Origin of the sequence: Arsenophonus endosymbiont of Aleurodicus floccissimus, assembly GCF_900343025.1 — a bacterium.
Lineage (GTDB): Bacteria > Pseudomonadota > Gammaproteobacteria > Enterobacterales > Enterobacteriaceae > Arsenophonus.
The window spans coordinates 1,264,692-1,289,790 of record NZ_OUND01000001.1; the positions used below are offsets into that span (position 1 = coordinate 1,264,692).

The following is a 25,099-nucleotide window of genomic DNA, read 5'->3' on the forward strand; positions in this document are numbered from 1 at the left end:
GTTCTTGAAGTAATATTTGTGCCTATAACTTGAAGTAAGATTTGTTGCCTATAAACAGTCAGGCATCCCATATCTAGCCCATTCCATCGGAAAAACCACCATGCAAAAAGCAAAAATTCTGTCATCGGAGCGATTTCCGATGAATAACAACGTTCGACGTTTACGCTATTTACAAAAATTAGAAGCGTTAAAACGCAATGTCAATCACCAATTCCCTGTCACTGTATACCGTTGAGGTCGCCGCATAATGCTTACCGCAAATGATCATGGCTCACAATCAACTAGCCGAAGCCCATAAAATGTTAATCAGTCAGTTAGTCGGACATACTGAAAATGACCCCAGTGACCCAAACGAACCGACAGGGGTGAAAAAGCCGAAACCTTTCATACCGGATGTTAAGCCACAACCCGTTGCAACTTCAGGTACCATTGAACCTCAAGAAACAATTAAGCATGAAATTACTATCGAAGTGCCCGCTAGAGCCGAAGACAAGCCAGCACCGGTTGTTGCCGAGAAAAAGGTTCAAGCCCCTAAGGTAGAAACGAAACCTACTAAAGCCGTTAAACCAATTATTGAAGCGCCTAAAGTATAGCATAAACGTGAACCGGTTGATATTGAATCGCTTGACTTACGTCACGTAGTCGCCCTGTCTGTCCTGTTTGGGGATAAAGCGCTTAAACCTGACAGTACGTAATTGGCTAGCGCCAGCGCAATGCTTGCATCCGAAAAAGCTGATAGCGTCACTCACTGGGCAAATTGATGCATTCTATTGCGCCTTAAATGGCGTAGCGCAATTACAAACATTTTCCAACATCAAAACCTTCGACATATGCCTAAAAATACTAGCTAATTGGGATAATCTCCTTGGTATTACCGATCGTCGAGAATTTGCCTTGTCATTATTGCGTGAATTGCCTACTCCTGCAGAAGCCAAACCGATTGATTTTAAGGCACTTCGTAGTGAGGCTTCGGCCTACATCATTCAACTGGTCAAAGGCGGATATCGCAATGAAACGCTGGATATTATCGCCTCATTCAACGCTAAAAAAATGGGTGACGTTACTGATGGCAATTTAGTCCAATTTATCGAGAAAGCCAAAAGCGTTTTAGCCGATGATAGCACCGAGGGTAGTGATGGCTGAACATGCAAAACTTGCTCCCTCCTCAGCACATAGATGGATTAGATGTAGCGCCAGTCTCGCAGTAGAATCCACCTTACCGGATAAAACATCGCCGTTTGCTGAAGAAGGTAGCGTGGCGCATATGCCTTAGCGGAAAGTATCTTAACAATGCGTCAAAACCCGTTTAGTGAAGGGCGGAAGCGAACATCTAGCTTTGATGGGAAGGATTATATTGGCACGTATCCGTTGCTAAAAGCCAACTCACCACAAGTGAATGAAGAGATGATTGAGCACGTCCAGACCTATGTTGATACCGTCTGGCAGCTTGCGGACGGGAAAATCTTACAGGTTGAGGAGCGAGTTGACTTTTCAGCTGTCATTGGCGTAGAGAATTCGTTTGGTCCCGCCGATGCGATTATTGTCAGCGATGGTGAACTGCAAATCCATGACTTGAAATATGACAAAGGCGTTAAAGTGGATGCCCCGAACAATGAGCAGCTCATGCTCTATGCGCTAGGGGCGTTACATTAGTTTGACCTTATTTATGATTTTAAAACGTTTCGGCTTTTTATTCATCAACATCGCCCTAACCATCTGCCTGAGTGGGTGCTATCGATTGAGGACTTAAAAAAATTTGGCGAACAGGTTAAATCAGGGGCGCAAAAAGCCATGGAGATGGCAACCCCTTGCTGAACGCAACGGGCTTGATGCCCTACCGGATAGTGCCTTTTCACCGGGTATCAAGCAATGCCAGTTCTGTAAAGCAAAAGGAGGATTGTGTTTTACCCAGGCGCAATTTGTCCATAATGAAGTCAGAGGCGATTTTGTTGATTTAACACAGCCGTTGACACCCCAACTAAGCGATGAACCAACACGCATTACGCTACTAACACTTACGCAAATGGCAAAACTCTACCAGCATGTCAATTTGATAGAGAGCTTTTGTAAAGCCCTGCGAAATCGGATCGCCGAAGCATTACACAACGGGTAATCGGTACCTGGCTTTAAACTGGTTACTGGCAAACAGGGTAATCGCGCCTGGGGTGATGAACGTGAAGCCGAAACGTTGTTAAAAAATGCCAAACTTAAATAGGAACAAATCTACCACAAGAAAATTATCAGCCCACCACAAGCTGAAAAACTGCTTAAAAAAGACAAACCGAGTCGCTGGACAAAACTGGAAGCACTTATTGAGCGAGCAGACGGTAAACCCATTATCGCACCGGAATTTAACCCACGCCCTGCCATTATTACTAACCCCTTAAACGACTTTAACGATGTGACCGAAGCGTCACTCGCTGATAAATCCATTTAATCAAAAGGTAAATTTATGAAAATCAAATTGAACAACGTACGTTTGGCTTTTCGCGATTTATTTGAACCTTCTCAGTTTAGTGGTCAGAGTGAATTCAAATACCGTGCCACTTTACTTATCGCCAAAAATCGTACTGACCTGATTGATGAAATTAAAGCCGGTATCAAACGTGTGATTGGCGAAAAATGGGGTACTAAGAATATCGAAAAAATCTATAACAGTATTTGCAATAATGCTAACCGTTTTTGCTTACGTGATGGCGATTACAAAGAATACGACGGCTACGCCGGAAACATGTATATCGGTGCTAGTAACAAATCTCGTCCGTTAGTGATTGACCGCAATACTTCACCCCTGACGGCACAAGATGGTCGCCCCTATTCTGGCTGCTACGTTAACGCCACCATTGAGTTTTACGCCTATGACAATAACGGCAAAGGGGTTTCAGTGTCATTAAGAGGCGTTCAGTTTTTCCGGGATGGTGATGCGTTTAGCGGTGGAAGTGTGGCCTCTGTTGACGAGTTTAACGACCTGAGCATGACTGAGAAAGAAGAGTTATTGGCAAGTTAACACCAGGGAACTACCGCAGCCTGAGGTAGTGAAACAATCAGGCAACATTTAAAAATTAGGTTAAATTTTAACCTATTTAGTTTGAGGGGAATTTGATATGTAAAATGTAAATAACCTGAGGAGGTTCGAAATGAAATTAGATAATATGAGTGAAACCATTGCACTTACTAATACCAGTAACAACCACCATTATCAGCTTAACCTGGAACAACAGGTTTATGCCGATGAGGAAACCAAAACATTAATCAATATGATCCAATACTGGTAGAAGAAAAAAATACCTCAGAAAAGAAAATAAGCGATTGACAAAGAAGCATCGTTGAGTTGGTGGGATATGTAAATGTTAAAGGCTCAATCAAGGAGTAAAGGATGAATTATCTTACTGGAAAGGAAGCCTCTATCGATTCAGTATTAAAAGATATTGAGGAGTTGAAAACAGCAATTTATGGATTATACAAAATAGCAACAATCAAGGCTAAACATATAGAAATACAAGGTGTTTTTATTGAAAAAATCAGGATTGCAGTAATTATCAGAGAGAAAATCGCAGTTTTATTACACAGCATTGCGCAAGACGTTGACTGCCTTAAAAGAAACATTTAAGCAATAAACGTGTTGATTGCTGGCATATTGAGAAAATTAACCGCCCCATAATTTAGGAATTATTTCTTTAAATAATAAGCCAAGAATACCAGCCAACAAGAACCATTGCAGGCGATCAAATTTTTGTTCCAGTCTGTCAAAACGTTTTTCTGAAAAATCAAGGCGCTTATCTATCTGAGCAATATCCTTACGGACATCAGCAATCTCAGCCGACAAGTCTTTACTGACATTGGTTATTTCAGCAGATAAGTCTTTACGGACATCAGCTATATTGCGGTTTACCTCAACGATATCAGCTTTAGTCGCAACATCCGCAACCTCATGTGATTTTCGCACAACGAGTGAGATAGCCCTGGCTTGTTCTCTGGAAATGCCAGCACCTTCGAGTTCTTCTGACGCTTGTAATGTATCAAATGCAACCTGACCCATAAGAAAAATCCTCCCGTGTTTAAATAAGTATAACGGGTTTAGGGTTCCATCTGCAAAATCTTTCATCAATTTAATTATTGAGGAATTTTCACATGCAAAACTTATTGTTTTGTGATTTTAAAACCTATAGCGATATTCCGATTAATTATGGCACGCATCGCTATACTAAAAATGCAGAAATATTACTTTTTGCTTATGCTTACAATCACACCTCTGTCAAGATCTGGGATGTGACGTAAGATAAAACCATGCCGACAGATTTAAAAACTTATCTTGATGACCCAGAAATCTTAACCGTCTGGCATAATGGAAGGATGTTTGATACGGTGATTTTAAGCAAAGTGTTAAATATCGACTTACCGTTATCCCGTGTTCACGACACGCTTGTGCAAGCACTGGCACACGGCTTACCCGGTGCGCTCAGTTCGCTTTGCGATATCTTCAACGTTAATAGCGATAAAGCCAAAGATAAAGAAGGTAAAGCGCTCATACAGTTATTTTGCAAACCCCCGCCCTAAGAATAGCAAAATACAACGCGCCACGGCGTTAACTCACTCAGAGGAATGGCATCGTTTTAAGCAATACGCAGGTTCTGATATTTTAGCCATGCGCGAGATTTATCAACATTTACCCGCGTTGGAATATGGATTTTGATGAAATAGCGTTATGGCCGTTAGACCAAAAAATTAATCACCGCGCGATGTGTATGGACGTTGAGTTGACGAAAAGCACCTTAACCGCCGTTGAAAAGGAGCAAAAACGGCTATCAACCGCCAAACCCAGCAATTAACAAATAATGCCGTACAGGCCACCACCCAACGCGATGCGCTGTTACAGCATATTGCCTCGGCATTTAGCATCACATTATCGGATATGCAGGCCAGCACACTTCAATGCCGCATTATTGATCCTGATATTCCACCGGCTTTACGCGAATTGCTATCAGTCCGTCTGCAATCCTGCACAACCAGTACCAGTAAATATAAAGCATTGTTAAAATCGGTGAACACAGATGGACGACTTCGAGGGACAAAACAATTCTGTGGCGCTTCACGCACTGGCCGTTGGACAGAGCGTATTTTTCAGCCGGATAATCTCCCCACGATCCACGCTTGACCCAAACACCATTGATAACGGTATTGAAGCCTTAAAAGCCGGTTGCGCCAAACTTATTTGTGATGACATTATGCAACTGACCAGTTCTGAGCTAAGAAGATGTATTATGGCGCCCACCGGTAAAAAACTGGTCATCTAAGATTTGTCTAATATTGAAGGTCGAATATTAGCATGGTTGGCAGAGGAAAATTGGAAAGTCAAGGCTTTTAGCGAACTTGACAATGGTAAAGGCGATGACTTATATAAACTCGCTTACGCACGCGCATTTAATCTTTTACCTGAAAACGTCACTAAAGCCCAACGACAAATCGGTAAGGTGATGGAGCTGGGCTTGGGCTATGGCGGTGGCGTTGCTGCATTTCTGACGTTCGCCCTCGCCTACAGCCTTAATTTGGCAGAACTGGCGGAAGCAGCGTTACCTAACATACCGCCTGGCGTTAAACGAGAAGCAATAAGCTGGTATCAAAAATCGGTTGAAACAGATAAAACTTATGGCCTCAGCGAAAAAGTCTTTGTTACCTGCGATTCCCTTAAGCGCATGTGGCGCAATGCCCATCCGCAAACTGCATCCTTTTGGTACGACATTGAAGATGCAGTAAAACAGGCCATTCAGTCACCTGAGATACCGTTTAAGTGCCGTAAACTTACTGTTCGGCGCTATAAAGGCTGGCTTAGGATTTGTTTACCTTCAGGGTGTAGTCTTTGCTACCCTTCTGCGCGAATAGAGAATGGACAAGTTACCTATATGGGAACTAACCCCTATAGCCGAAAATGGGAACAATTAAAAACCTACAGGGGAAAAATTACTGAGAATATCTGTCAGGCCGCCGCACGGGATGTATTAGCCTATAGCATGCCACCTATTGAAAAGGCGGGTTATGAGATTGTCCTAACCGTCTATGATGAAATTATCAACGAAACGCCGGATACCCCATAGTTTTCAGCCGAGGGTTTAAGCAAACTATTAAGTGTTAAGCCTGACTGGGCTTTCGATTTACCACTTAGTGCAGCTGGATTTGAAACTTATCGCTATCGAAAAGAATAAAAAAGTATTCACCACGATTAACAGGGAAATAATAAGGTTTATCCACTATGCAAGACCAACTCAATATATTACCGCTGAAAAAATACCCTTACCAAATAGCTACGTTTTCCAGTTTTCTGGAAAAATGCGGATTAGGTAAAATTATGCCGAAAATGAAAGGGAACTTTATATGCTATGAATTAGCCTGTGGGGTGTACATCAATCTATACCGCAATAACACCATTCACCTACAAGGTAATCCGTTAGCAACCTCAGCGATTGAAAAAATACTTAAAACACATTTACATCACTATTAGCCCCCTAAGAGCGATACCCTTCCAGCCGACTAGGCAGGAGTTTATTTTTGGAGCTATCATGGCCTTTAGAAAAAACGACAGCCCGCTTTATTTTAAGGTGGCGCACGATGCAGTTCACCTTGAGCAGTCAGGACAATACCATGAACCCGCGCGCGCATGGTCACAGGCAAACAGACTGGCGCGTAATCGCAATAATCGTATCTGGAGTGAAAACCGCACCGATTTTTGCCTGATGCAAATTAAAAGGATGTATTCATGCAGTTAATCAGGGAAGAAAGCATCGAAAAGCACTTGGTGCGTGGGGGGCGAAAAATCGGCGGCATTTTCTATAAATTTGTTTCACCCGGGCGGCGATGCGTGCCTGACCGATTAATCGCCCTGCCCAATGGCAACATTATTTTTGTGGAATGCAAAGCACCAGGCGAAAAGCCCACTCCCTACCAATTACGCGAACACGCACGGCTTTTTGCCTTAGGCCATCAAGTCATCGTACTGGACAGTCAGGATTTAAGCAGCATCTTACCCTCTGTGGCCTAAACGCCATATAAGTCACTTTATCTTATTGATTCTCTTTGTTTAACTACGGAGGCATATTTTTATGTCTAAATTAGTTATTATCGAAAATACCATTGTACGTCAAGACGCTTTCGGGCGTTATTGTCTAAATAATTTACACCGTACCGCAGTTGCACAAGGTAAAGCGACAGAATCACAACGGCCATCAAACTTTCTTAAATCAGAAGGGATTTCCAAAATAATAAAAGTGTTGGGTAAAAATTCCGTGCATACAATGCATGGTGGTATTGAATCAGGAATTTTGGCTGTAGAAACATTAGCTACCCGTTACGCTACGTGGCTTAAAAAAGAAACAATTATAGAAAAAATAGAGCAACAACCGCCTGTAATTATAACGTAATAACTAATCAACCAGAATTTACCGATAAGATCAATGCGGTACTGATATTACTCAATTTCGCTAAAACAAAACTTAACCTCAAGCCTTCTGAAATAGTTAATGCGACAAATAAACTGGCTGATTACATAGGCATAGAGGATATTTTATGAGTAGCCAATTTCCTAGATTACTGAGCATCATGATGAACGGGATTGCAGCAGCATAATACAACATTGACATTTTAAATACCCATTGACGAAAGAAGAAATCATGCGCTATAGTTTATTTGCATCTGCAAAATCAGATGCCGAAATTGACCTCTCGCCGTAACTAAAAAGGCGCATAGCACGCCGACAGCGTGTTATTTTATGCGTCAGTCTGCATACTAAAAATCAATGGTGGGCTGGATGGAGGAGCTGCAAGGCTCGCCGGGTCCCAGCGTAGTCGGTAAGGTCAACCTCGTTCAGTTCGCCGCCCAAGATTGACCTCAAAGGTGTTGATTATCGTAAACCTACAAAGGAAATCATTACTATGACTACTTTAATTTTCCGCAATACTATTATTGAAACTATCTCTCGTAAAAACCAAATTTGGATTACTTCTGCTGAACTTGCAAAAGCGCTTCAGTATGCAACTAGTAATGCAGTAACTATGCTATATAAACAAAATTCCGACGAGTTTTCTGTAGGAATGTCCGAGATAGTCGAATCAACTCTCTCGGCGAATTTAAAGGCTCGAATCCGTATTTTCTCTCTACGTGGCGTGGTGCTCACCTGATCGCCATGTTTGCCCGTACACCTGTAGCAAAAGAATTCAGAAAATGGGTACTGGATATCCTCGATAAGCAAACAATTAATCAAAGCCCCAACTTTGCCACTCAACCCCAAACTAAAGCCGTAGAGCATTTTAACCATTCAGACACTCGTAATTAAACACATTTAGTCTGGTGTATGACAAATGTTTTTCGTTTTGAGCGTTCATGGAGTAATGCGGTGTGGTTGGCTTTTCGCGAAGTAACCGGCACGCCATCAGCGAAGCGTTTTCAGGTAGAGCATATACCGCTGATGGCTGACGAATGCCGACGTATTTACTACATCACCGATGTCATTACGCCAGATTATCAATGACGCTGAAAAGCAGACGATTAAACGACTTTTACGTAAGCGTGAGAATATCGATACCGTATTAACCGAGATCAAACAGCTTTTTGAACAATTCCACCATCAACAAATCGGGATAATCACCGCTCGCACCAATCAGTGGTATGAAGGTGAATTGACCCACTTCCTAGAACGTCATTAATTAATCTTAACGCCCTTTTTTATAGGGGCAATCTTTCATCAATTTAACTATTGAGGAATATCCTTATGTTAAATTTAATCAACATCGAAACAAAAAACATTAACGGTGGATTAATCCAAACGGTTAATGCACGTGATTTACATGCGTTTTCAGAAATCGGTAAAGATTTTACCACATGGATAAAAGACAGAATTAAGCAATATGGATTTGCTGAAAATATCGACTTTATAATTTTCACCAATTCTGGGGAAAACCCCTTCGGAGACCCGTCCGACAAAGGAATATCACATTTACCTCGATATGGCGAAAGAACTATCAATGGTCGAGCGCAATGAAAAAGGAAAATAGGCAAGGCAGTATTTTATTGAATGCGAAAGACGTGTTTTAGAACCTCAAACATCACTACCAACAACGAAAGAATTGGCACTGATGGTTGTTCGTGCCGAGGAAGAGAAAGAAAAGCTATTACTGGAAAATAAAAGTCTCTCAACCGAAAACGATTGCCTTAAAAATCTCTTCAAAGAAGGCATGACCCCTACCCAGTTTAGCAAAATGCTTAACGGGGTAAATAGTAAACAGATAAATCATTATCTTACAGATAAAAACTGGCTCTATATCTATAACGAAAGCAAATCCGGCAACAATTTACTCTGACGTGTTGCCTCTACCGCTTGGGATAAATATTTAACTGAAAAACAAAACGAAATAAGCCCACATGGTGCGAATAGCTTCATTAGTTATCGTCCCGTTTTACTTCGAAAAAGCGCACAGCGACTTTATGACCAGTATTTGGCTGACAAACTCCCTATGAAAAAGAACTAGAACGGATTACATACCCATGACAAAACTATCCAGATTGTCGCCTGAACAAAAGACAATCGCTAAAACCTTCACCCCTCGACCTTACCAAAATCTTATTATCAATCACCTACTCGATATTAAACGCTCAAATATATGGGCGGGGATGAGAATGGGAAAAACAGCAGCATCCCTGACGGCGTTAGAAAATCTCTATTTAGCAGGTAGAGAAACCAAACCCACATTGGTGTTAGCCCCTTTACGGGTAGCGCAATCTACCTGGCCGGATGAAGCGCTTAAATGGAGCCATCTATGTAATATTGAAGTGCAACCCATCATTGGCACCGCCAAAGCAAGGATGGCGGCACTCAAAAATATCCATGCCAGAATATTTACGGTTAACTACGACAATCTCGTCTGGATGGTTGATGTCCTTGGGGGTAGTTAGCCTTTTGGCGCAATTATTGCCGATGAAAGCACACGGTTAAAATCATTCCGGTTACGTAAAAGCGGTAAACGCACCGCTGCACTTGCCAAAATCGCTCATAAATTTGTTCATTGCTGGGTAAATCTGACCGGTACGCCTTCACCCAACGGTCTGATAGACTTATGGTGACAAGCGTGGTTTGTCGACCAAGGCGAACGGTTAGGAGAACTCATAATACGTTTACGTCTCGCTGGTTTAATCGCATCCAGGTTCCTGGCCAACAATGGAGCAGATTTGAGCCTTTAGGGTTTGCGCATCTACAAATTCAGTTAGCACTCAGCGATGTCACATTATCCCTTAATGCCGCTGCCAAAACAATAAAATGTTTGCAAATTGCAGCAGGCGCTATTTATAGCGATAAGAATCACAACTGGACAGCGATATACAATGCCAAAATCCAGGCATTGGAAAGTATTGTCAATGAAGCAGGTGGGATGTGGTTGCTTATCACTAGAAACATGACCTTGAAAGACTGTTAAACGCATTTCCAAAAGGAAAAAGGTTAGACGCTAACCCACAAACCCTTACTGACTGGAATAATAGCAAGATTCCATTGCTTTTCGCCCACCCCACAAGTTGTGTGGACACGGCTTAAATTTACAGGATGGCGGTAATATTCTGGTCTTTTCTCCCACTGGTGGGACTTAGAGCAGTACCAGCAAATTATCGAACGTATCAGCCCCGCCCGTCAAGCGCAAGCCGGACATAACCGTCCTGTCTTTATCCATCATATCCGTGTTAAAGATATGCTTGATGAAGTAGTCATGGTGCGTCGTAATTCAAAACAGGCAATACAAGATTTATTATTGGAAGCGATGAAAAGGAAATAAAAAAGACCAGCGTAAGACTGGCCAACATCAGGTAAAATATTGCTGATTAGCAAACACTCAAGCAGATAACTAAACCATAGTTTAGTTAAATTATATATATAAACAGTTTAATTATAAGTACAGAAAATTAATCAACCTTAAGTTTATAAGTATTTTTCTTAATTAAGGAAAACTCACTATGTGGATTTTAATTTTGGCCATGTACACCGCCAGCCCTTACTCATCCAGCAACGTAGCCAGCCTTCATACTCAAGAATTTGACACTGAAAATATGTGCCAATTCGCCGCTAAACAGTTTCAGAGTGAATTTGAAACTTTCAAGGATATCAACGCCAAGGCAATTTGCGTTAAAAAGTAATCTAAATTCATCGGGGTTTAACCATGAAACTTAACATCATCAAATTATTAATCACGACATTATTGTTTATTAGTGCAGCATTTGCTTTTGAACTGATAGTTGGACATCTTACGCACACTGATACCGTCATTAACCCGCAAATCAGGTTTAAACGTGGTGAATTAGACAATATCCATTTAGGCGGGCAAGAGCTAATGGTTATCGGCATCATGATAGTACCTGCACTCTTAGTATATTTGGGGGTATTCCTCGACACATTGAAGAAATAGTCTAAAACAAATAGTTATTATCCAGCCTGAATTTACCTAATCAAATTACCCATACCGAAAGGTAAGCGTTTATCAATTTGATATTTAGGGATAAATATATGCATATGTAAAACTTTTATAGTGATAAATTAATATATTGAGGTAACCATGCAGATTGCTAAAAAACAATATCAAGATAATGATTTGTTAAATATTGAAGAAGTATGTGAATTAATTTGAGGCATAAGTAGTAAAACTCTTGCAGATTAGAATAATACACACCGACATAGAAAAGTTTTATCCCCTATCCGTTTTACTAGTAAAATAGTTAGATATGAGTATAAAAACGTAAAACCTTTTATTGAAAAATGCCGAAATATCTATTAATACAACTTGCGTCGCAATAAAGCGGCCTGAGTCAATATACTATTTTCATGAGCTTCAAAAGCTTGACGTTTCAATACCATTTCTTCTTGTAATATCTCTTCTGAAAAAATCATAATGTTCAGCCATAGGATCAATACTCCTATCTGAGTGAGGTAAGCATAAAAGGCTTATTTCACGTGTATCAGACCGTGAAAAGCCTTTTGCTCGCATCTGAACAATGACATTGCTTTTTAAAACTTTCTACACATAGTGTTAAATGCACCAGCTTTGCCCTTCACTGTACCCTTCATGAGTAATGCCTTTCGCAGTATCTGCAGGACTATTCATTTTAACTAATTTATCTAATGATCTTTTTGCAAAGGGTAGATTAGGATCTCTAGGTTGCAAGAAAACGAACATATGATTACAATTTGGAACTGAAGCATTCCATTCCCTCTGCTCTTCCATAATTTTTTGCATTTCACGAGTAATCGGTAATATAAATTCCTTTTGGGTTTTCATTGTGCCTCGCATACCCGTAACCCCCTCAGGATATATAATTTCCGGATTGTCTAGGTCAACATACTCCCAACGTAAATTAGATACATTTATAAGTCTTACACCGGTTAATATCATAAATCTGACTGCATTTTTTGGTGTATAGAAGAGCAGAAAGCAACATTTAACCAAAGTGTTGCAATAGATTCTAGATCAGTAAATAACCGTGTTGGTTGAGGTTTTCGAACCCTAGAGGAAACATAATCATTTGGTAAACTGGCTGCGATATTCTTTCTGTTACAATAAAGTGGTGCAGCATATTTCCAAAAACGTCGCAATTCAGCAAATAACTCAAAAGATTGATTATTGGATTTTGTTTGGATCCAATAATCCAGCACTTCAATTAATCGAGAATAAATTACATCGCTAAAAATTTCACGAGGTTCAAAGGTTTCTTCTAATTGTTTAATTCGACAACAATAAGTTTTATAACTATTTTGGCTAAGCTTAGTGCGCTGAACCTTCCCCCATAAGTCTTTCTCGTATAAATCCAATAGTTGGTGAATAGACTCTGCTTTAAGTCCATTTTTTGCTAACTCTTGGGCTTTTTCCCTGGTCAATGACAAAGTCAATTCAGGCCACTCCCCTAATCTTTTCCCTTTTAACCCCATATGCTTAGGGAACTCAGCATATATGGTAACTTTACCGACCTTATTGAAATCTAACCTTAAATTATATTCTTTTTCGTATTTTGATCGACGCGGTTTACCTGAATGTTTTAAAATAGATTTAGCTGCCACAACACAGATCTTCATGTGTGAGCTTGTATAAGGGGGTTTACACGATTCCCAATACTTTAAAGCTTCTAAATATTCATCAGAATAAGTATTTTTTTGTTTTTGTGTTGCTATGGCGGCCATTGAATTTACCTTTTAAAACAAAATATTGAATGCAATGCTCACACACTTAATATTTTTAGATAGTAAAAACAGTATGTGTTGCTATTTTATGTTACAGAATTAGGTTTTTCAATGTAATGTATACTGTATGAAATTACAAGTTATAGATAAAAGTAACGAATGGTTATCATACTTAAGTTATTGATATTTATTTAAATCAATTATAAGGTATTGATATGTCTTTATTAATTACTCAACGCTGTATCAACTGTGATATGTGTGAACCAGAATGCCCAAATGAAGCGATTTCAATGGGAGAAGAATTTTACCAAATCAATCCCAATCTTTGCACTGAATGCATTGGCCACTATGATAAGCCAACTTGCCAATCCGTTTGTCCGATCAACAATACCATTTTAAAAGATCCTAATAATCCTGAAACAGAAGAACAATTATGGGATAAATTTGTCTTATTACATCATTTCGATAAAATTTAACTTTCCATAATCACAGTGGCACAAGCATAATTTTGTTCATCAGATAGTGATACATGGATATGTTGTACACCTAAAAAATCAGCCAATATTTTTGCTTGCCCTAATAAATTAAGCCCTGGCTTACCTAATTGATCATTAAAAACTTCAAATTGATTAAGCGCTAAACCATTTCGGATCCCCGTGCCTAAAGCTTTTGCTGCTGCTTCTTTGACCGCAAAACGCTTCGCCAAAAAACGGACTGGCTGAGAATGATGTTGATATTGTCGCCACTCTTGCGCGGACAATATACGCTTTGCTAAACGTTCCTCTAAACGCTTGATAATTTGCTCAATACGTACAATTTTAACCAGATCAGTACCTAATCCAATAATCGCCATTAACCACGCGCCTCACGAAGAATTTTCTTCATATCACTCACTGCTGTCGCCATGCCACTAAAAAGTGCTCGCCCAATAATCGCATGGCCAATATTAAGTTCATATATATCAGGCAATTTAGCAATACGTTGAACATTATGATAAGTTAACCCATGACCGGCATTGACCTTAAGTTTTTTTGCAGTGGCATAACTTATCGCCTGCTTAATACATTTAAACTCTTCTTGCTGCTTTAACTCGCTCTTAGCATCAGCATAGGCACCGGTATGAATTTCAATAAAGGGCGCACCAATTTCCACTGCTGCATCAATTTGTTGTTCTTTAGCATCAATGAACAAAGAAACCGTGATACCTGCTTCGGTTAATCGTTTAACCGCCGTTGCAACTAATGCTTGTTGCCCAACAACGTCAAGCCCACCTTCCGTCGTAACTTCTTCACGTCGCTCTGGTACCAGGCAGCAAAATTGAGGTTTGATCTGACAGGCAAAATTGACCATTTCATCCGTTATTGCCATCTCCAAATTCATCCTGGTTTGTAACGTCTGGCGAAGTAACTTAACGTCACGATCAGTAATATGACGGCGATCTTCACGCAAATGAACAGTGATCCCATTTGCCCCAGCTTGCTCAGCAAGAAATGCTGCATGTAGCGGATCGGGATATTGTATTCCCCTTGCATTACGCACCGTGGCAACATGATCAATATTAACGCCTAATAATAACTCTGCCATATTTAACTCCTGTTATCCATTTCATAGTTTTAATTTCGTTTATCCATGCAATCATAATATATTCAAAGAGGTTTTAATAACCACACTTCAACGCGTTTTAGGCAATATGACCTGGTAAAAAAGCTCACGGTTTTTTAATGTACTTCCCCCTAAATAAGGCTTTAGCGCAATACGCTTGGCTGCTCTTAAATGTATCGACATCAAGAAACTGACGATCGGCAAATGCCTTAAGCTGTTTACCGGTAAAACTTAAGTGATCAATAATCAAACTGGCAATAAAACCTTTCTCTTTTCGATAACGGTAAGTCATGCTATCTGCCACCGGTTCACTACTACCGGCACAGTGTAAAAAATCAATACCATAACCTAAATGAGATAGCAATGATAATTCAAAACGACGCAATGCATGTTCCGGCGTATATTCACTACCAGCAAATATCTGCAAACAGGCAAGATATTCAAAAAATAGGGTTTGATAAGGGATATTTTGGTCTAAAACTCGCGCAAGCAATTCATTAACATATAGACCGCTATACAGTACTGTACCGGTAAATGGTAGCGCTAGAGAAATCAGTTCCGCGCCACACAACGTTTTCATTTCTATCTTGCCTCCCCAACGGATCAGCAATGGCGTAAAGGGTTGTAAACCGCCTTTTAAATTAGATCGACGGCTACGAGCACCTTTGGCTAATAGTCGAATACGGCCCTCATTTTCGGTGAAAAAATCTAATAGTAAACTCACTATAAGGGAGAGTATGAAATACAAATGCACGTTGCCAACCATCCACGGATACCCGCCTTAATGAAGATCGTCCATATAACCTAAACTACGTAGTGCACGTTCATCATCAGCCCATCCGGTTTTAACTTTTACCCAAAGTTCAAGATGAACCTTAGTAGTAAAAAGTTTTTCCATATCCATCCGAGCTTCAATGCCAATTTTCTTAATTTTGCTACCTTTATTGCCAATAACCATTTTTTTCTGACCATCTCTTTCAACCAAAATCAGGCCATGAATGTTATAGCCACCGCGTTCATTTACCACAAATTGCTCAATTTCAACTGTAACCGAATAGGGGAGTTCATCACCGAGAAACCGCATTAACTTCTCACGAATAATTTCACCAGCCATAAAACGTTGTGAGCGATCGGTTATATAGTCCGCTGGAAAATGATGTGCTGCTTCTGGCATATGTTGGCGGACAATTTTAGTAATAATATCGATACCGGTACCTTTTTTTGCGCTAATTGGCACAATATCCAGAAAATTCATTTGCTTGCTAAGAAATTCAATATGAGGCATCAAACGGGTTTTATCCATCACATTATCAATTTTATTGATCACTAATAATACCGGACAAGGCAAATGACGCAGTTTATTTATTACCATCTCATCATCGCTTGTCCAATGTGTGCCTTCAACAACAAAAATAATCAGTTCCACATCACTAATTGAGCTACTTGCTGCCCGATTCATTAAACGATTTATTGCTCGCTTTTCTTCTACATGCAATCCTGGAGTATCGACATAAATTGTTTGATAATTACCTTCTGTCTCAATGCCCATGATGCGATGACGGGTTGTCTGTGGTTTACGTGAAGTAATAGAAATCTTTTGCCCGAGTAATTGGTTCAATAATGTTGATTTACCCACATTTGGGCGCCCTACAATGGCTACAAATCCACAATAGGTTTTCTGTTTGCTCATTCAAGCTCCAATATTTTTAATGCCTGTTCAGCTGCGGCTTGTTCAGCCTTACGACGACTTGAACCCACTCTTTCAATCGGTTCATTTATACCACTAACCTGACAATGAATAGTAAATTCCTGATCGTGCGCTTCACCGCGAACTTGAACTACCAAATAACTTGGTAAAGGTAAATGGCGTCCCTGTAAATACTCTTGTAAACGTGTTTTAGGATCTTTTTGTTTATCGCCAGGGCTAATTTCTATTAATCGAGTGTCATACAAAGCTAAAACAATTTGTTCAGTCGTTTGAATATCACTATCTAAAAAAATACTGCCAATTAACGCTTCGATAGTATCTGCTAATATTGATTCTCGACGAAAACCACCGCTTTTTAATTCACCTGGCCCTAAACGCAAACATTCTCCCAAATCAAACTCCCGTGCAAGCTCAGCCAGTGTATTACCCCTGACCAATGTTGCTCGCATACGACTCATATCGCCTTCATCAACTTTAGGAAAACGATGATAAAGATCATTAGCAATCACAAAACTAAGAATCGAATCGCCTAGAAACTCCAATCTCTCATTGTGACTACTACTGGCACTACGATGAGTTAACGCTTGCTTTAATAATTCAATTTGTTTAAAAGTATAGCCAAGCTTACACTGTAGCTGTTTAATTTCTTGCCGCTCTGACCACTCAATTAAAGAAGAATTCATGTGCTACCAATTATTTCATTATCAAATTACAAAAAGCATGCGCAACAAATCTGCAAAATAAATTTTTACAAAACTGTTGCGTTGGCAAGGTTTCCTAATTTCGTTCAAGAAACCATCATTTTTGATTATCCTGCTATATTCTATATCGATTACGATATAAATCAATTTAGCATTAATGATTAGTTTATCTCATTATTTTATTAGTTGATTGCACCAATACGACTTAAACGAACTCCAGTTGGCCATTCACCCTCGTGCTTATCAAGGCTAAACCAGATAATAACTGCACGCCCAACTAAATTTTCTTCTAGTACAAAACCCCACATACGACTATCTGCACTATTATCCCGATTATCTCCCATCATAAAATAGTGTTTAGGGGGAACAATCCATTCATTGTCTGGTAAACCGGGCTGTTGATAACGTGACTGGGTATATACTTGTGGGATCACTAAGATTTCATGGTTAGTATCATCTAATTTTTCGATTCTTTCCGCTTGACGTAATGCATTACTTGGTAATGGTTCGCCCAATGGAATTTGATAACTTCCTTTCTGACTTTCGACCATAGAGTCAATATTAAAAAATAAAGACCATTCACTCTCTTTTAATGAAGAATAGATAATTGGTAACGCTCGAACACAGTTTGAAATTGAACAATTCGGATAAATACGTAACTCTTTTTGTTCAGGATCATAAACAATTTTATCACCAGGTAGACCAATAACACGTTTAACAAAATCTACACTAGGATCCTTAGGATATTTAAATACCGCAATATCACCACGTTTAGGTTTTCCTGTTTCCAATAATGTCGTTTGGGTAACAGGATCTTTTAATCCATAAGCAAACTTTTCTACTAATATAAAATCACCGACCAATAAGGTAGGCATCATTGAACCTGACGGGATTTGAAATGGCTCATAAATAAACGAACGTATCACTAATACAATCGCTAATATCGGAAAAATAGATGAACAAGTATCAACCCATGATGGTTTATGAATACTTTCAGCTAAATGCGTCTGCTCTACGCTTCCCTCAGTAACTTTTTGCTGGGGCGCCATTTTTTTCTTACGAGCAGGTGCTAATTTAAAACGATCAATACCCCAGATAATCCCTGTAATCAAGGTCGCCAGCGTCAAGATCAAAGAAAAAGTATTAGCCATTATGGCTCCTTACAACAGTTAGTTATCTTTAACTACATGAAGAATAGCAAGGAACGCTTCCTGTGGTAGTTCAACATTACCAACCTGCTTCATTCGTTTCTTACCTTCTTTCTGTTTCTGTAGTAATTTTTTCTTACGGCTAACATCACCACCATAACATTTAGCTAATACATTTTTACGTAATTGTTTCACCGTTGAACGCGCTATAATAGCGGTACCAATTGCAGCCTGGATTGCAATATCAAACTGTTGGCGCGGGATCAGATCTTTCATTTTATCTATCAGCTCACGACCACGATATGGTGCATTTGCACGATGAGTAATCAGTGCTAAGGCATCCACTCTTTCGCCATTAATTAACACATCTACACGCACCATATCAGCCGCCTGGAAGCGGACAAAGCCATAATCCAATGAAGCATATCCTCGTGAAGTAGACTTCAATCGATCAAAGAAATCTAACACCACCTCAGCCATAGGAATTTCATAGGTTAATGCTACCTGATTACCATGGTAAACCATATTAGTCTGAACACCGCGTTTTTCTACACAGAGCGTAATAACATTACCAAGATATTCCTTAGGCATTAGCATATTACATTCTGCAATTGGTTCGCGTAATTCATTTATATTATTAAGTGCTGGTAATTTAGAGGGGCTATCAACATAGATGACATCACCATTTGTTAACTCAACTTCATAAATAACTGTAGGCGCAGTTGTAATAAGATCCAAATCATATTCACGTTCCAAACGCTCCTGGATAATATCCATATGAAGTAGACCAAGGAAACCACACCGAAATCCAAAACCTAATGCAGTTGAACTCTCTGGTTCATAAAATAGCGAAGCATCATTCAAGCTTAATTTAGCTAAAGCGTCACGAAATGCTTCATAATCATCAGAGCTAACGGGGAATAAACCGGCGTAAACCTGCGGTTTTACTTTTTTAAAACCAGGCAACGCCTGTATTGCAGAATAACGAGCACCAGTTAATGTATCGCCAACCGGCGCGCCATGAATATCTTTTATGGCACAGACCAGCCAACCGACTTCACCACAATTTAGTTGTTGACGATCAATTCGTTTGGGTGTGAAAATTCCTAAGCGATCAACATTATAAAGTTGGCCAGAGCTCATCACTTTAATTTTATCGCCTTTACAAAGCGTACCATTTTTAATCCGTACCAACGAAACAACACCTAAATAATTATCAAACCACGAATCAATAATTAATGCCTGCAAAGGCGCTGCCGGATCACCTTCTGGTGGTGGGATCTCTTTAACCAGCCGTTCAATTACGTCTTGTACCCCTAATCCGTTTTTTGCCGAACATCGAACAGCATCATGAGCATCGATGCCAACAATATCTTCAATTTCTTCAGTTACCCGATCAGGCTCTGCCGCAGGTAAATCGATTTTATTAAGTACAGGAACAACTTCTAAATCCATTTCAATAGCGGTATAACAATTAGCAAGAGTTTGCGCTTCCACACCTTGCCCTGCATCGACAATCAGTAATGCCCCTTCACAAGCAGCTAATGAACGGGATACTTCATAAGAGAAGTCAACATGGCCAGGAGTATCAATAAAATTAAGCTGATAAGTTTCACCACCACTGGCTTTATAATTCAGGGTAACACTCTGCGCTTTTATTGTGATCCCTCGTTCCCGCTCCAAATCCATGGAATCTAATACCTGGGCTGCCATTTCACGATCAGAAAGGCCACCACAGATCTGGATAATACGATCCGACAGAGTTGATTTACCATGATCAATATGAGCGATGATGGAAAAATTTCTTATATGTTTGATTTTCAAGGTTATATCTTCTTCTAAATGGCCTTATAAAATCAGTTTTAGCGATAGCTTAAGCCCTACAAAGCTAAAACTAATAAAAGCTGTTATAACAATCTTGGGAATGCATTTTACATATAAGCGACAAACAACTCAAAGAATCATTGATAATGAAAAAGTCGTTTTTATGGATAAGGCGGTTATAGGCATAGATTAGGACGATATGTAATTACTAATAATAGGCATTTAGGCTTATTATGTCATTCATACTTGCTGTTTTAATTCATCAGGCGGTAAACCTATTTGTAAAATGATCGGTTGATATAGCGTCTCTTTTTCCCAATAATGAGCAATTTTTTTTGCCAGAAAAAAACCAATACAGCCACCAATAACTGCACCTAAAAAGATAAGAAATTGATTTAAAAAAAGAAATTGCATAACCCCGCTGCCGATAAAAAGGCCAAGTAATGGGGTAAGGTAAACAAGCATTACTGAACGTAATAAACTGGCTTCAGGGATCCCGACTTCAATTTTCTGACCAACTATCAGAGGCTGACTGACCTCAAGTTCTAATTGATACTCAGTTTTCGGTCCTATTTTATTGAGAATATAAGAGCCGCAAGTTGAGCGAGCAGCACAACTGCCACAGCCGGAATTAGAACCATATCGCAACACAGCTCGACCATTATGCCAATACACAACGGTTGCCCACTCTTTAACCATTACTTGCCTATTTAAAACTAACATTAGCTGCAATCTGGCTAGCGGTTAGCAATGGTAGCTGGCCAATAACCGTCACTTCGTATTGTCCTTTTATCACCGTATAAATAGTTAAAACACCTTTACGAAATGGTTTTTCACTAAGTTGATGCTCACCTGCTTTAGTAACATTAATAGAAAAACTAAATAACCCATCACTAAATAACATGGCCTCTAAAGATTCATTAGCAGCAATCTCTTTACAACTACGAGAAATTTCTTCAAATCCTAACGGCAGTTGGTTTATTTGCCAGTTAAATCGCTTAGTGATCGATTTGGGAATAAGTAATAAGGGAGGCATATTCAACGATGCGATCACATGCATTGATTTCAGCAACGCTTGGCTGTTAAAATCCACAGAGACAACTCTAAATTGCTCTAATATTTCATTCTTACTATCTAAAAGATCAATGCGCAATGGTAACTTGCTTTTTTCATCAATTAATAAGATATAGCTAAAACGTGAATTATCTTTCGGTATAACACGAATAACCTGACAGCTTATATCACCAATATGTGTTCTGCCTAATTTAATAAAATTATAATAGGATTGCAGTTTAGTAAAATTAGCAAAAACTACTGACGGCAAATAATCAACGATATAAGCGCCCTCTAAGCTAAAAGAATCAAATCCTGGCTCAAAATAGCTAACTTGATTACCTTTCCGAATAATTTCACGACGAGAATTATCCATCTGTATCATTTGAGCAATTGGTTGATTGTCAATAATTACATGACGATACCTGATCGGCGTTATACCTTGTGGATTGACAATAATAAATGATAATTCGTAGGGTAAAGACTTTACTGCATTACCCATATCAGTTAATAAAGTTTCAGCCGATAATTCTTTCGCATAGGAATGTAAAGGCAAAAATAAACCGCCCAGCAAAAAAAAGAGGGCGGATAACCAATCCTTCATTACTACTATTCTGCTCCTGAGTAAGATTTGTCTGCTACTGGTGAAGATGATGTTACCCTTTGATTCAGCGTTGAACGACGCTCAAGCTCATATTGTTGTAACATCAGACCAAGTCGGCGATTACGTTGTTCTAGCTGCTCGGTTTGTGGATGAGCAAACAATTGATCATTAGATACATTTAAACTTACAGGCGACGCAGCTCCCATGATAGGTACCGTATTAAATATGGGTGAGTCAGATTTGACATCAGTTTCTATGCTAGACGTATTATAATTCTGAACACCAGCAATAACAGCTACGGCAACGCTCGCTGCGACACCAACTTGCGTCATCTGGTTAGCCAAAGGGCGAAGCTTACGCCAAAAGGGCATTAAACACCAGCTAGCAGGCACAGGTTGTGACTCCAGTATTGCATTAGGCGCAATTTGGATAGATTCACTTGCCAGCGCCTGCTCTAATTTATCGGTAATATCAAGATGGATAACTTCGTTGATATCGCCTCTCAAACTGTCGCGGATAAGATGGTAGCTCTCCCATCGTTTCTGTAACGAAACATCTTGTAAAATGGTATGGATCAATTCTGAATCAAAGATCTCTCCATCCATTAAAGCTGAAAGTCTCTCTCTATGCATGCCAAAGTACCCTTCAGTAAAATGTGAACCACATTTAATTTCGTATTAGCGGTTGCACTTTATTATCAATAGCTTCTCTTGCTCGAAAAATGCGCGAACGAACTGTACCAACAGGACAATCCATAATAAGCGCTATCTCCTCATAACTTAGTCCATCTAACTCCCTAAGCGTAATTGCCAGACGTAAATCTTCAGGAAGTGACTCTATAGTCCGGAAGACTACTTTTCTCAATTCTTCTGACAACATTAAATTCTCAGGGTTCGAAATTTCTTTTAATGCATTAGAAGCCTCAAAATTCTCTGCATTAACTACATCCAAATCATTCGATGGCGGTCGACGTCCTTGGGATATAAGATAATTTTTTGCTGTATTTACAGAGATCCGGTAAAGCCAAGTATAAAATGCGCTTTCACCACGAAATGAACTGATAGCGCGATAAGCTTTAATAAATGCCTCTTGAGCTACATCCGGTACATCTCCCTGCGGCACATAACGAGAAACAAGGCTGACAACTTTATTCCGGTATCTAATAACCAGTAAATTAAAAGCTTTTTTATCCCCTTTTTGTACCCGTTCAACCAGCACCTTGTCTGTTAACTGCTCGCTCATTCGAGGTCACTTCTCCCGAAAATAAGCCTCATATTTTCCTTATTTGAACCCGCCATGTTTTCTCTCAATTTGTAAGCAAGCATTTTTTTGAGTCACAAAAACTCGCAAAGTTCCAGTCAATTTAAATTATTTATATTTAATCTAAGCTAAACCATAAGAAAAGTTCTTTCAAGGCCATCGTATTTACTCTAAATAAAAGAATAGGCTAACATGGTAATTTACTCTATTCCAAAACCTTAGTAATAAAATATTATGCCATCAACACAACATCATACGGATATTTTAATCATTGGTAGTGGCATCGCCGGTCTGTCGTTAGCACTTCGATTAGCGCCACAATACCAAATAACAATACTTAGTAAAAATATTTCAACTGAAGGCGCATCTTACTATGCTCAAGGTGGAATTGTAGCGGTTTTTGATCAAACCGATAGTATAGAAGCCCACTAGAAGCCCACGTTAATGATACTTTAATTGCCGGTGCCGTGCTGTGTGATAAAAAAACCGTTGAATTTGTCGCCTGCAATGCCCGTTATTCTGTTCAATGGCTTATTAATCAAGGTGTTTTATTTGATAAAGAGCTAAATTGGGCCGGTAAAGAACAATATCATCTTGCAAAAGAAGGTGGCCATAGCCATCGCCATATTCTCTTCATCATGCCGATGCAACAGGCAAACAAGTAGAAACCACCTTGGTTGAAAAAGCTATCAAGCATCCGAATATCACTATTAAGGAGCAGCATAACGCTATCGATTTGATCCGTTCAGATAAAGATCCAGCAACAATTAAGGGTGTTTACATTTAGGATCTCAATCAACAACAAATCGTTATTTGCCATGCAAAAGTGACAGCTTTAGCAACCGGAGGAGCCGCAAAAGTATATCAATATACTACCAATCCTGATATTTCATCAGGCGATGGAATTGCAATGGCCTGGCGAGCCGGTTGCCGTGTAGCCAATCTTGAATTTAATCAATTTCATCCGACTTGTCTTGATCATCCACAAGCAGGCAATTTTCTACTAACTGAAGCGTTACGAGGTGAAGGCGCTTATCTGAAGCGACCTGATGGCAGCCGCTTTATGCCAAATTTTGATAAAAGAGCGGAACTTGCCCCTCGTGATATAGTTTGCCCGGGCCATTGATCATGAAACGAAACGCTTGGGGGCAGATTGTATGTTTCTTGATATTAGCCATCAGCCAGCAAGCGAGATAAAACGACATTTTCCAACTATCTATCATAAATTAGCCACATTAGGTATCGACATTACCAATGAGCAAATTCCAATTATACCGGCGGCGCATTATACATGCGTTGGTGTTATGGTGGATCATTATGGTCAAACCGATCTTCGACACCTATATGCTATTGGTGAAGTCAGTTATATCGGGTTACATGGTGCCAACCGACTAGCATCCAATTCATTATTAGAATGTCTCGTCTATCGATGTTCTGCGGCAAAACAGATAAAACAACATATCGAACAAATTGATATGCCATCTACACTCTCCAAATGGAATGAAAATCAATGTCATAATCTAGATGAACAAGTTGTTATTCAACATAACTGACATGAGTTAAGACTGTTTATGTGGTATTATATGGGAATTGTCAGAACGACCAAACGATTAACCCGAGCATTGTGGCGCATCCATTTACTACAACAAGAAATAGAGGAATACTGTTCAAATTTCCGTTTATCAAATAATTTATTGGAACTGCGTAACCTTGTGCAAAGTAGCTGAATTGATGATCCGCTGTGCGCTTGATCGTAAAGAGAGCCGGGGATTACATTACACATTAGATTATCCGCAACAGCAACCAGATGCTAAACCGTCTATTTTGACCCCATCAACTAAATAACTATAGAGGGGAATATAATTAACCCTCTTTCCATATATGACGGAGAAAATACTACCGAATTGCCGTTAATTACTAATAATTATTTATATCATCACTCAAACATTCAACAAAACATTTTAATAGATGAACAATTGGGGCGTTCTGTTTATAATCCAT

At 39.5% G+C, this 25,099-nt stretch carries 30 protein-coding genes and 8 pseudogenes; 25 read left to right on the top strand and 13 right to left on the bottom strand.

The window, feature by feature from the left end:
* Window positions 1–100 precede the first annotated feature (100 nt).
* The 7 genes and pseudogenes from ARADI_RS19575 to ARADI_RS07145 all read left to right on the top strand — a co-directional run bounded on the left by ARADI_RS19575 (window position 101) and on the right by ARADI_RS07145 (window position 3,610).
* Window positions 101–235 (top strand): hypothetical protein, encoded by a 135-nt coding sequence (locus ARADI_RS19575; protein WP_255420625.1) that lies wholly within the window; start codon window positions 101–103, stop codon window positions 233–235.
* Window positions 236–266: 31 nt separating this feature from the next.
* The gene (locus ARADI_RS17650; protein WP_238149196.1) at window positions 267–593 is read left to right on the top strand and encodes a hypothetical protein; all 327 of its coding nucleotides are present in this window, start codon (window positions 267–269) and stop codon (window positions 591–593) included.
* A 67-nt stretch (window positions 594–660) separates the two neighbouring features.
* The gene (locus ARADI_RS17655; RefSeq protein ID WP_238149197.1) at window positions 661–1,143 is read left to right on the top strand and encodes a hypothetical protein; all 483 of its coding nucleotides are present in this window, start codon (window positions 661–663) and stop codon (window positions 1,141–1,143) included.
* Window positions 1,115–2,437 (top strand): annotated as a pseudogene (locus ARADI_RS22150) (DUF2800 domain-containing protein). Before ARADI_RS17655 ends, ARADI_RS22150 begins: the two are co-directional and overlap by 29 nt.
* 15 nt (window positions 2,438–2,452) lie before the next feature.
* On the top strand, window positions 2,453–3,007 hold the full coding sequence (locus ARADI_RS07135; protein ID WP_119711565.1) for a DUF2815 family protein: 555 nt from the start codon (window positions 2,453–2,455) through the stop codon (window positions 3,005–3,007).
* A gap of 130 nt (window positions 3,008–3,137) precedes the next feature.
* Window positions 3,138–3,275 (top strand): hypothetical protein, encoded by a 138-nt coding sequence (locus ARADI_RS07140; protein WP_202864183.1) that lies wholly within the window; start codon window positions 3,138–3,140, stop codon window positions 3,273–3,275.
* 101 nt (window positions 3,276–3,376) lie between these two features.
* The gene (locus tag ARADI_RS07145) at window positions 3,377–3,610 is read left to right on the top strand and encodes a hypothetical protein (RefSeq protein ID WP_119711566.1); all 234 of its coding nucleotides are present in this window, start codon (window positions 3,377–3,379) and stop codon (window positions 3,608–3,610) included.
* 36 nt (window positions 3,611–3,646) lie between these two features.
* On the opposite strand, the gene ARADI_RS07150 is transcribed toward ARADI_RS07145, so the two are convergent.
* Window positions 3,647–4,039 carry a CCDC90 family protein gene (locus ARADI_RS07150; RefSeq protein ID WP_119711567.1) on the bottom strand — a complete coding sequence of 131 codons (393 nt, stop codon included), beginning with the start codon at window positions 4,037–4,039 and terminating at the stop codon, window positions 3,647–3,649.
* A 92-nt stretch (window positions 4,040–4,131) separates the two neighbouring features.
* Between ARADI_RS07150 and ARADI_RS17660 the strand changes: the two genes are divergently transcribed.
* The 15 genes and pseudogenes from ARADI_RS17660 to ARADI_RS07200 all read left to right on the top strand — a co-directional run bounded on the left by ARADI_RS17660 (window position 4,132) and on the right by ARADI_RS07200 (window position 11,435).
* Window positions 4,132–4,278, top strand: coding sequence for a hypothetical protein (locus tag ARADI_RS17660; RefSeq protein WP_238149198.1), 147 nt, complete (start codon window positions 4,132–4,134; stop codon window positions 4,276–4,278).
* A 9-nt stretch (window positions 4,279–4,287) separates the two neighbouring features.
* Window positions 4,288–6,200: pseudogene (locus ARADI_RS07155) on the top strand (DNA polymerase).
* A gap of 47 nt (window positions 6,201–6,247) precedes the next feature.
* Entirely contained in the window at window positions 6,248–6,496 is a 249-nt protein-coding gene (locus ARADI_RS07160; RefSeq protein ID WP_119711568.1) for a hypothetical protein, read from the top strand.
* Window positions 6,497–6,554: 58 nt separating this feature from the next.
* A complete protein-coding gene (locus ARADI_RS07165; RefSeq protein ID WP_119711569.1) occupies window positions 6,555–6,761 on the top strand; it encodes an ANR family transcriptional regulator in 207 nt (68 codons plus the stop codon).
* Window positions 6,752–7,033 carry a PDDEXK family nuclease gene (locus ARADI_RS07170; RefSeq protein ID WP_119711570.1) on the top strand — a complete coding sequence of 94 codons (282 nt, stop codon included), beginning with the start codon at window positions 6,752–6,754 and terminating at the stop codon, window positions 7,031–7,033. Before ARADI_RS07165 ends, ARADI_RS07170 begins: the two co-directional genes overlap by 10 nt.
* Before the next feature lie 61 nt (window positions 7,034–7,094).
* Window positions 7,095–7,412, top strand: a complete 318-nt coding sequence (locus ARADI_RS07175; RefSeq protein WP_119711571.1) for a KilA-N domain-containing protein — start codon at window positions 7,095–7,097, stop codon at window positions 7,410–7,412.
* A 510-nt stretch (window positions 7,413–7,922) separates the two neighbouring features.
* Window positions 7,923–8,168, top strand: a complete 246-nt coding sequence (locus tag ARADI_RS17665) for a BRO-N domain-containing protein (protein ID WP_238149199.1) — start codon at window positions 7,923–7,925, stop codon at window positions 8,166–8,168.
* A 5-nt stretch (window positions 8,169–8,173) separates the two neighbouring features.
* Window positions 8,174–8,323: a BRO-N domain-containing protein gene (locus ARADI_RS17670; protein WP_238149200.1), complete on the top strand. Its 150-nt coding sequence runs from the start codon at window positions 8,174–8,176 to the stop codon at window positions 8,321–8,323.
* An 18-nt stretch (window positions 8,324–8,341) separates the two neighbouring features.
* The gene (locus ARADI_RS17675) at window positions 8,342–8,518 is read left to right on the top strand and encodes a hypothetical protein (RefSeq protein WP_238149201.1); all 177 of its coding nucleotides are present in this window, start codon (window positions 8,342–8,344) and stop codon (window positions 8,516–8,518) included.
* On the top strand, window positions 8,493–8,693 hold the full coding sequence (locus tag ARADI_RS17680) for a hypothetical protein (RefSeq protein ID WP_238149202.1): 201 nt from the start codon (window positions 8,493–8,495) through the stop codon (window positions 8,691–8,693). Before ARADI_RS17675 ends, ARADI_RS17680 begins: the two co-directional genes overlap by 26 nt.
* Window positions 8,694–8,758: 65 nt before the next feature.
* Window positions 8,759–8,872 (top strand): annotated as a pseudogene (locus ARADI_RS19595) (phage antirepressor Ant); the annotation flags it as partial.
* 64 nt (window positions 8,873–8,936) lie between these two features.
* Window positions 8,937–9,041 (top strand): antA/AntB antirepressor family protein, encoded by a 105-nt coding sequence (locus tag ARADI_RS20245; protein WP_305000193.1) that lies wholly within the window; start codon window positions 8,937–8,939, stop codon window positions 9,039–9,041.
* 81 nt (window positions 9,042–9,122) lie between these two features.
* Window positions 9,123–9,347, top strand: a complete 225-nt coding sequence (locus ARADI_RS07190) for a hypothetical protein (protein ID WP_119711572.1) — start codon at window positions 9,123–9,125, stop codon at window positions 9,345–9,347.
* A gap of 223 nt (window positions 9,348–9,570) precedes the next feature.
* Window positions 9,571–10,808: pseudogene (locus tag ARADI_RS07195) on the top strand (SNF2-related protein).
* Between the two features lie 381 nt (window positions 10,809–11,189).
* Window positions 11,190–11,435, top strand: a complete 246-nt coding sequence (locus ARADI_RS07200) for a hypothetical protein (protein ID WP_119711574.1) — start codon at window positions 11,190–11,192, stop codon at window positions 11,433–11,435.
* Window positions 11,436–11,797: 362 nt separating this feature from the next.
* Here ARADI_RS07200 and ARADI_RS07205 read toward each other — a convergent pair.
* Window positions 11,798–13,198: pseudogene (locus tag ARADI_RS07205) on the bottom strand (tyrosine-type recombinase/integrase).
* A gap of 215 nt (window positions 13,199–13,413) precedes the next feature.
* Here ARADI_RS07205 and ARADI_RS07210 point away from each other — a divergent pair.
* The gene (locus ARADI_RS07210; protein WP_119711575.1) at window positions 13,414–13,674 is read left to right on the top strand and encodes a YfhL family 4Fe-4S dicluster ferredoxin; all 261 of its coding nucleotides are present in this window, start codon (window positions 13,414–13,416) and stop codon (window positions 13,672–13,674) included.
* Here ARADI_RS07210 and acpS read toward each other — a convergent pair.
* The 11 genes and pseudogenes from acpS to rpoE form a co-directional block, all read right to left on the bottom strand.
* Window positions 13,671–14,051 carry a holo-ACP synthase gene (acpS, locus tag ARADI_RS07215; RefSeq protein ID WP_119711576.1) on the bottom strand — a complete coding sequence of 127 codons (381 nt, stop codon included), beginning with the start codon at window positions 14,049–14,051 and terminating at the stop codon, window positions 13,671–13,673. The two genes, ARADI_RS07210 and acpS, sit on opposite strands and share 4 nt — an antisense overlap.
* A complete protein-coding gene (pdxJ, locus tag ARADI_RS07220) occupies window positions 14,051–14,782 on the bottom strand; it encodes a pyridoxine 5'-phosphate synthase (RefSeq protein WP_119711577.1) in 732 nt (243 codons plus the stop codon). The genes acpS and pdxJ overlap by 1 nt, the downstream gene beginning before the upstream one ends.
* Window positions 14,783–14,869: 87 nt before the next feature.
* A pseudogene (gene recO / locus ARADI_RS07225) lies at window positions 14,870–15,570 on the bottom strand (DNA repair protein RecO).
* Between the two features lie 11 nt (window positions 15,571–15,581).
* Window positions 15,582–16,490 (bottom strand): GTPase Era, encoded by a 909-nt coding sequence (era, locus tag ARADI_RS07230; RefSeq protein ID WP_119711578.1) that lies wholly within the window; start codon window positions 16,488–16,490, stop codon window positions 15,582–15,584.
* The gene (gene rnc / locus ARADI_RS07235) at window positions 16,487–17,191 is read right to left on the bottom strand and encodes a ribonuclease III (protein ID WP_119711579.1); all 705 of its coding nucleotides are present in this window, start codon (window positions 17,189–17,191) and stop codon (window positions 16,487–16,489) included. The genes era and rnc overlap by 4 nt, the downstream gene beginning before the upstream one ends.
* A 200-nt stretch (window positions 17,192–17,391) precedes the next feature.
* The gene (gene lepB / locus ARADI_RS07240; RefSeq protein WP_119711581.1) at window positions 17,392–18,360 is read right to left on the bottom strand and encodes a signal peptidase I; all 969 of its coding nucleotides are present in this window, start codon (window positions 18,358–18,360) and stop codon (window positions 17,392–17,394) included.
* 18 nt (window positions 18,361–18,378) lie between these two features.
* Complete coding sequence (gene lepA, locus ARADI_RS07245; protein WP_119711646.1) at window positions 18,379–20,175, bottom strand: translation elongation factor 4; 1,797 nt, start codon at window positions 20,173–20,175, stop codon at window positions 18,379–18,381.
* 246 nt (window positions 20,176–20,421) lie between these two features.
* The gene (gene rseC, locus ARADI_RS07250; RefSeq protein WP_119711647.1) at window positions 20,422–20,880 is read right to left on the bottom strand and encodes a SoxR-reducing system protein RseC; all 459 of its coding nucleotides are present in this window, start codon (window positions 20,878–20,880) and stop codon (window positions 20,422–20,424) included.
* Window positions 20,881–20,887: 7 nt separating this feature from the next.
* Complete coding sequence (gene rseB, locus ARADI_RS07255) at window positions 20,888–21,838, bottom strand: sigma-E factor regulatory protein RseB (RefSeq protein ID WP_119711583.1); 951 nt, start codon at window positions 21,836–21,838, stop codon at window positions 20,888–20,890.
* 5 nt (window positions 21,839–21,843) lie between these two features.
* Window positions 21,844–22,470 (bottom strand): anti-sigma-E factor RseA, encoded by a 627-nt coding sequence (rseA, locus tag ARADI_RS07260; protein WP_119711584.1) that lies wholly within the window; start codon window positions 22,468–22,470, stop codon window positions 21,844–21,846.
* A gap of 34 nt (window positions 22,471–22,504) precedes the next feature.
* On the bottom strand, window positions 22,505–23,080 hold the full coding sequence (gene rpoE, locus ARADI_RS07265; RefSeq protein WP_119711585.1) for an RNA polymerase sigma factor RpoE: 576 nt from the start codon (window positions 23,078–23,080) through the stop codon (window positions 22,505–22,507).
* 252 nt (window positions 23,081–23,332) lie between these two features.
* Between rpoE and ARADI_RS21635 the strand changes: the two are divergent.
* Window positions 23,333–23,850: pseudogene (locus tag ARADI_RS21635) on the top strand (FAD-dependent oxidoreductase); the annotation flags it as partial.
* A gap of 59 nt (window positions 23,851–23,909) precedes the next feature.
* Window positions 23,910–24,943 (top strand): annotated as a pseudogene (gene nadB, locus ARADI_RS21640) (L-aspartate oxidase); the annotation flags it as partial.
* Window positions 24,944–25,099 lie beyond the last annotated feature (156 nt).

Coding starts and splice junctions, on each gene's coding strand:
- ARADI_RS19575 (WP_255420625.1), top strand. CDS start 101: ATGCAAAAAGCAAAAATTCTGTCATCGGAGCGATTTCCGATGAATAAC.
- ARADI_RS07175 (WP_119711571.1), top strand. CDS start 7,095: ATGTCTAAATTAGTTATTATCGAAAATACCATTGTACGTCAAGACGCT.
- rseC (WP_119711647.1), bottom strand. CDS start 20,880: ATGGTTAAAGAGTGGGCAACCGTTGTGTATTGGCATAATGGTCGAGCT.
- ARADI_RS07160 (WP_119711568.1), top strand. CDS start 6,248: ATGCAAGACCAACTCAATATATTACCGCTGAAAAAATACCCTTACCAA.
- acpS (WP_119711576.1), bottom strand. CDS start 14,051: ATGGCGATTATTGGATTAGGTACTGATCTGGTTAAAATTGTACGTATT.
- ARADI_RS07145 (WP_119711566.1), top strand. CDS start 3,377: ATGAATTATCTTACTGGAAAGGAAGCCTCTATCGATTCAGTATTAAAA.
- lepB (WP_119711581.1), bottom strand. CDS start 18,360: ATGGCTAATACTTTTTCTTTGATCTTGACGCTGGCGACCTTGATTACA.
- ARADI_RS07200 (WP_119711574.1), top strand. CDS start 11,190: ATGAAACTTAACATCATCAAATTATTAATCACGACATTATTGTTTATT.
- rpoE (WP_119711585.1), bottom strand. CDS start 23,080: ATGAGCGAGCAGTTAACAGACAAGGTGCTGGTTGAACGGGTACAAAAA.
- ARADI_RS17665 (WP_238149199.1), top strand. CDS start 7,923: ATGACTACTTTAATTTTCCGCAATACTATTATTGAAACTATCTCTCGT.
- ARADI_RS17670 (WP_238149200.1), top strand. CDS start 8,174: ATGTTTGCCCGTACACCTGTAGCAAAAGAATTCAGAAAATGGGTACTG.
- pdxJ (WP_119711577.1), bottom strand. CDS start 14,782: ATGGCAGAGTTATTATTAGGCGTTAATATTGATCATGTTGCCACGGTG.
- ARADI_RS17680 (WP_238149202.1), top strand. CDS start 8,493: ATGTCATTACGCCAGATTATCAATGACGCTGAAAAGCAGACGATTAAA.
- ARADI_RS07210 (WP_119711575.1), top strand. CDS start 13,414: ATGTCTTTATTAATTACTCAACGCTGTATCAACTGTGATATGTGTGAA.
- rseB (WP_119711583.1), bottom strand. CDS start 21,838: ATGAAGGATTGGTTATCCGCCCTCTTTTTTTTGCTGGGCGGTTTATTT.
- rseA (WP_119711584.1), bottom strand. CDS start 22,470: ATGCATAGAGAGAGACTTTCAGCTTTAATGGATGGAGAGATCTTTGAT.
- ARADI_RS07150 (WP_119711567.1), bottom strand. CDS start 4,039: ATGGGTCAGGTTGCATTTGATACATTACAAGCGTCAGAAGAACTCGAA.
- ARADI_RS17660 (WP_238149198.1), top strand. CDS start 4,132: ATGCAAAACTTATTGTTTTGTGATTTTAAAACCTATAGCGATATTCCG.
- ARADI_RS07135 (WP_119711565.1), top strand. CDS start 2,453: ATGAAAATCAAATTGAACAACGTACGTTTGGCTTTTCGCGATTTATTT.
- era (WP_119711578.1), bottom strand. CDS start 16,490: ATGAGCAAACAGAAAACCTATTGTGGATTTGTAGCCATTGTAGGGCGC.
- ARADI_RS07170 (WP_119711570.1), top strand. CDS start 6,752: ATGCAGTTAATCAGGGAAGAAAGCATCGAAAAGCACTTGGTGCGTGGG.
- ARADI_RS17650 (WP_238149196.1), top strand. CDS start 267: ATGGCTCACAATCAACTAGCCGAAGCCCATAAAATGTTAATCAGTCAG.
- ARADI_RS07190 (WP_119711572.1), top strand. CDS start 9,123: ATGGTTGTTCGTGCCGAGGAAGAGAAAGAAAAGCTATTACTGGAAAAT.
- ARADI_RS17675 (WP_238149201.1), top strand. CDS start 8,342: ATGACAAATGTTTTTCGTTTTGAGCGTTCATGGAGTAATGCGGTGTGG.
- rnc (WP_119711579.1), bottom strand. CDS start 17,191: ATGAATTCTTCTTTAATTGAGTGGTCAGAGCGGCAAGAAATTAAACAG.
- ARADI_RS07165 (WP_119711569.1), top strand. CDS start 6,555: ATGGCCTTTAGAAAAAACGACAGCCCGCTTTATTTTAAGGTGGCGCAC.
- ARADI_RS07140 (WP_202864183.1), top strand. CDS start 3,138: ATGAAATTAGATAATATGAGTGAAACCATTGCACTTACTAATACCAGT.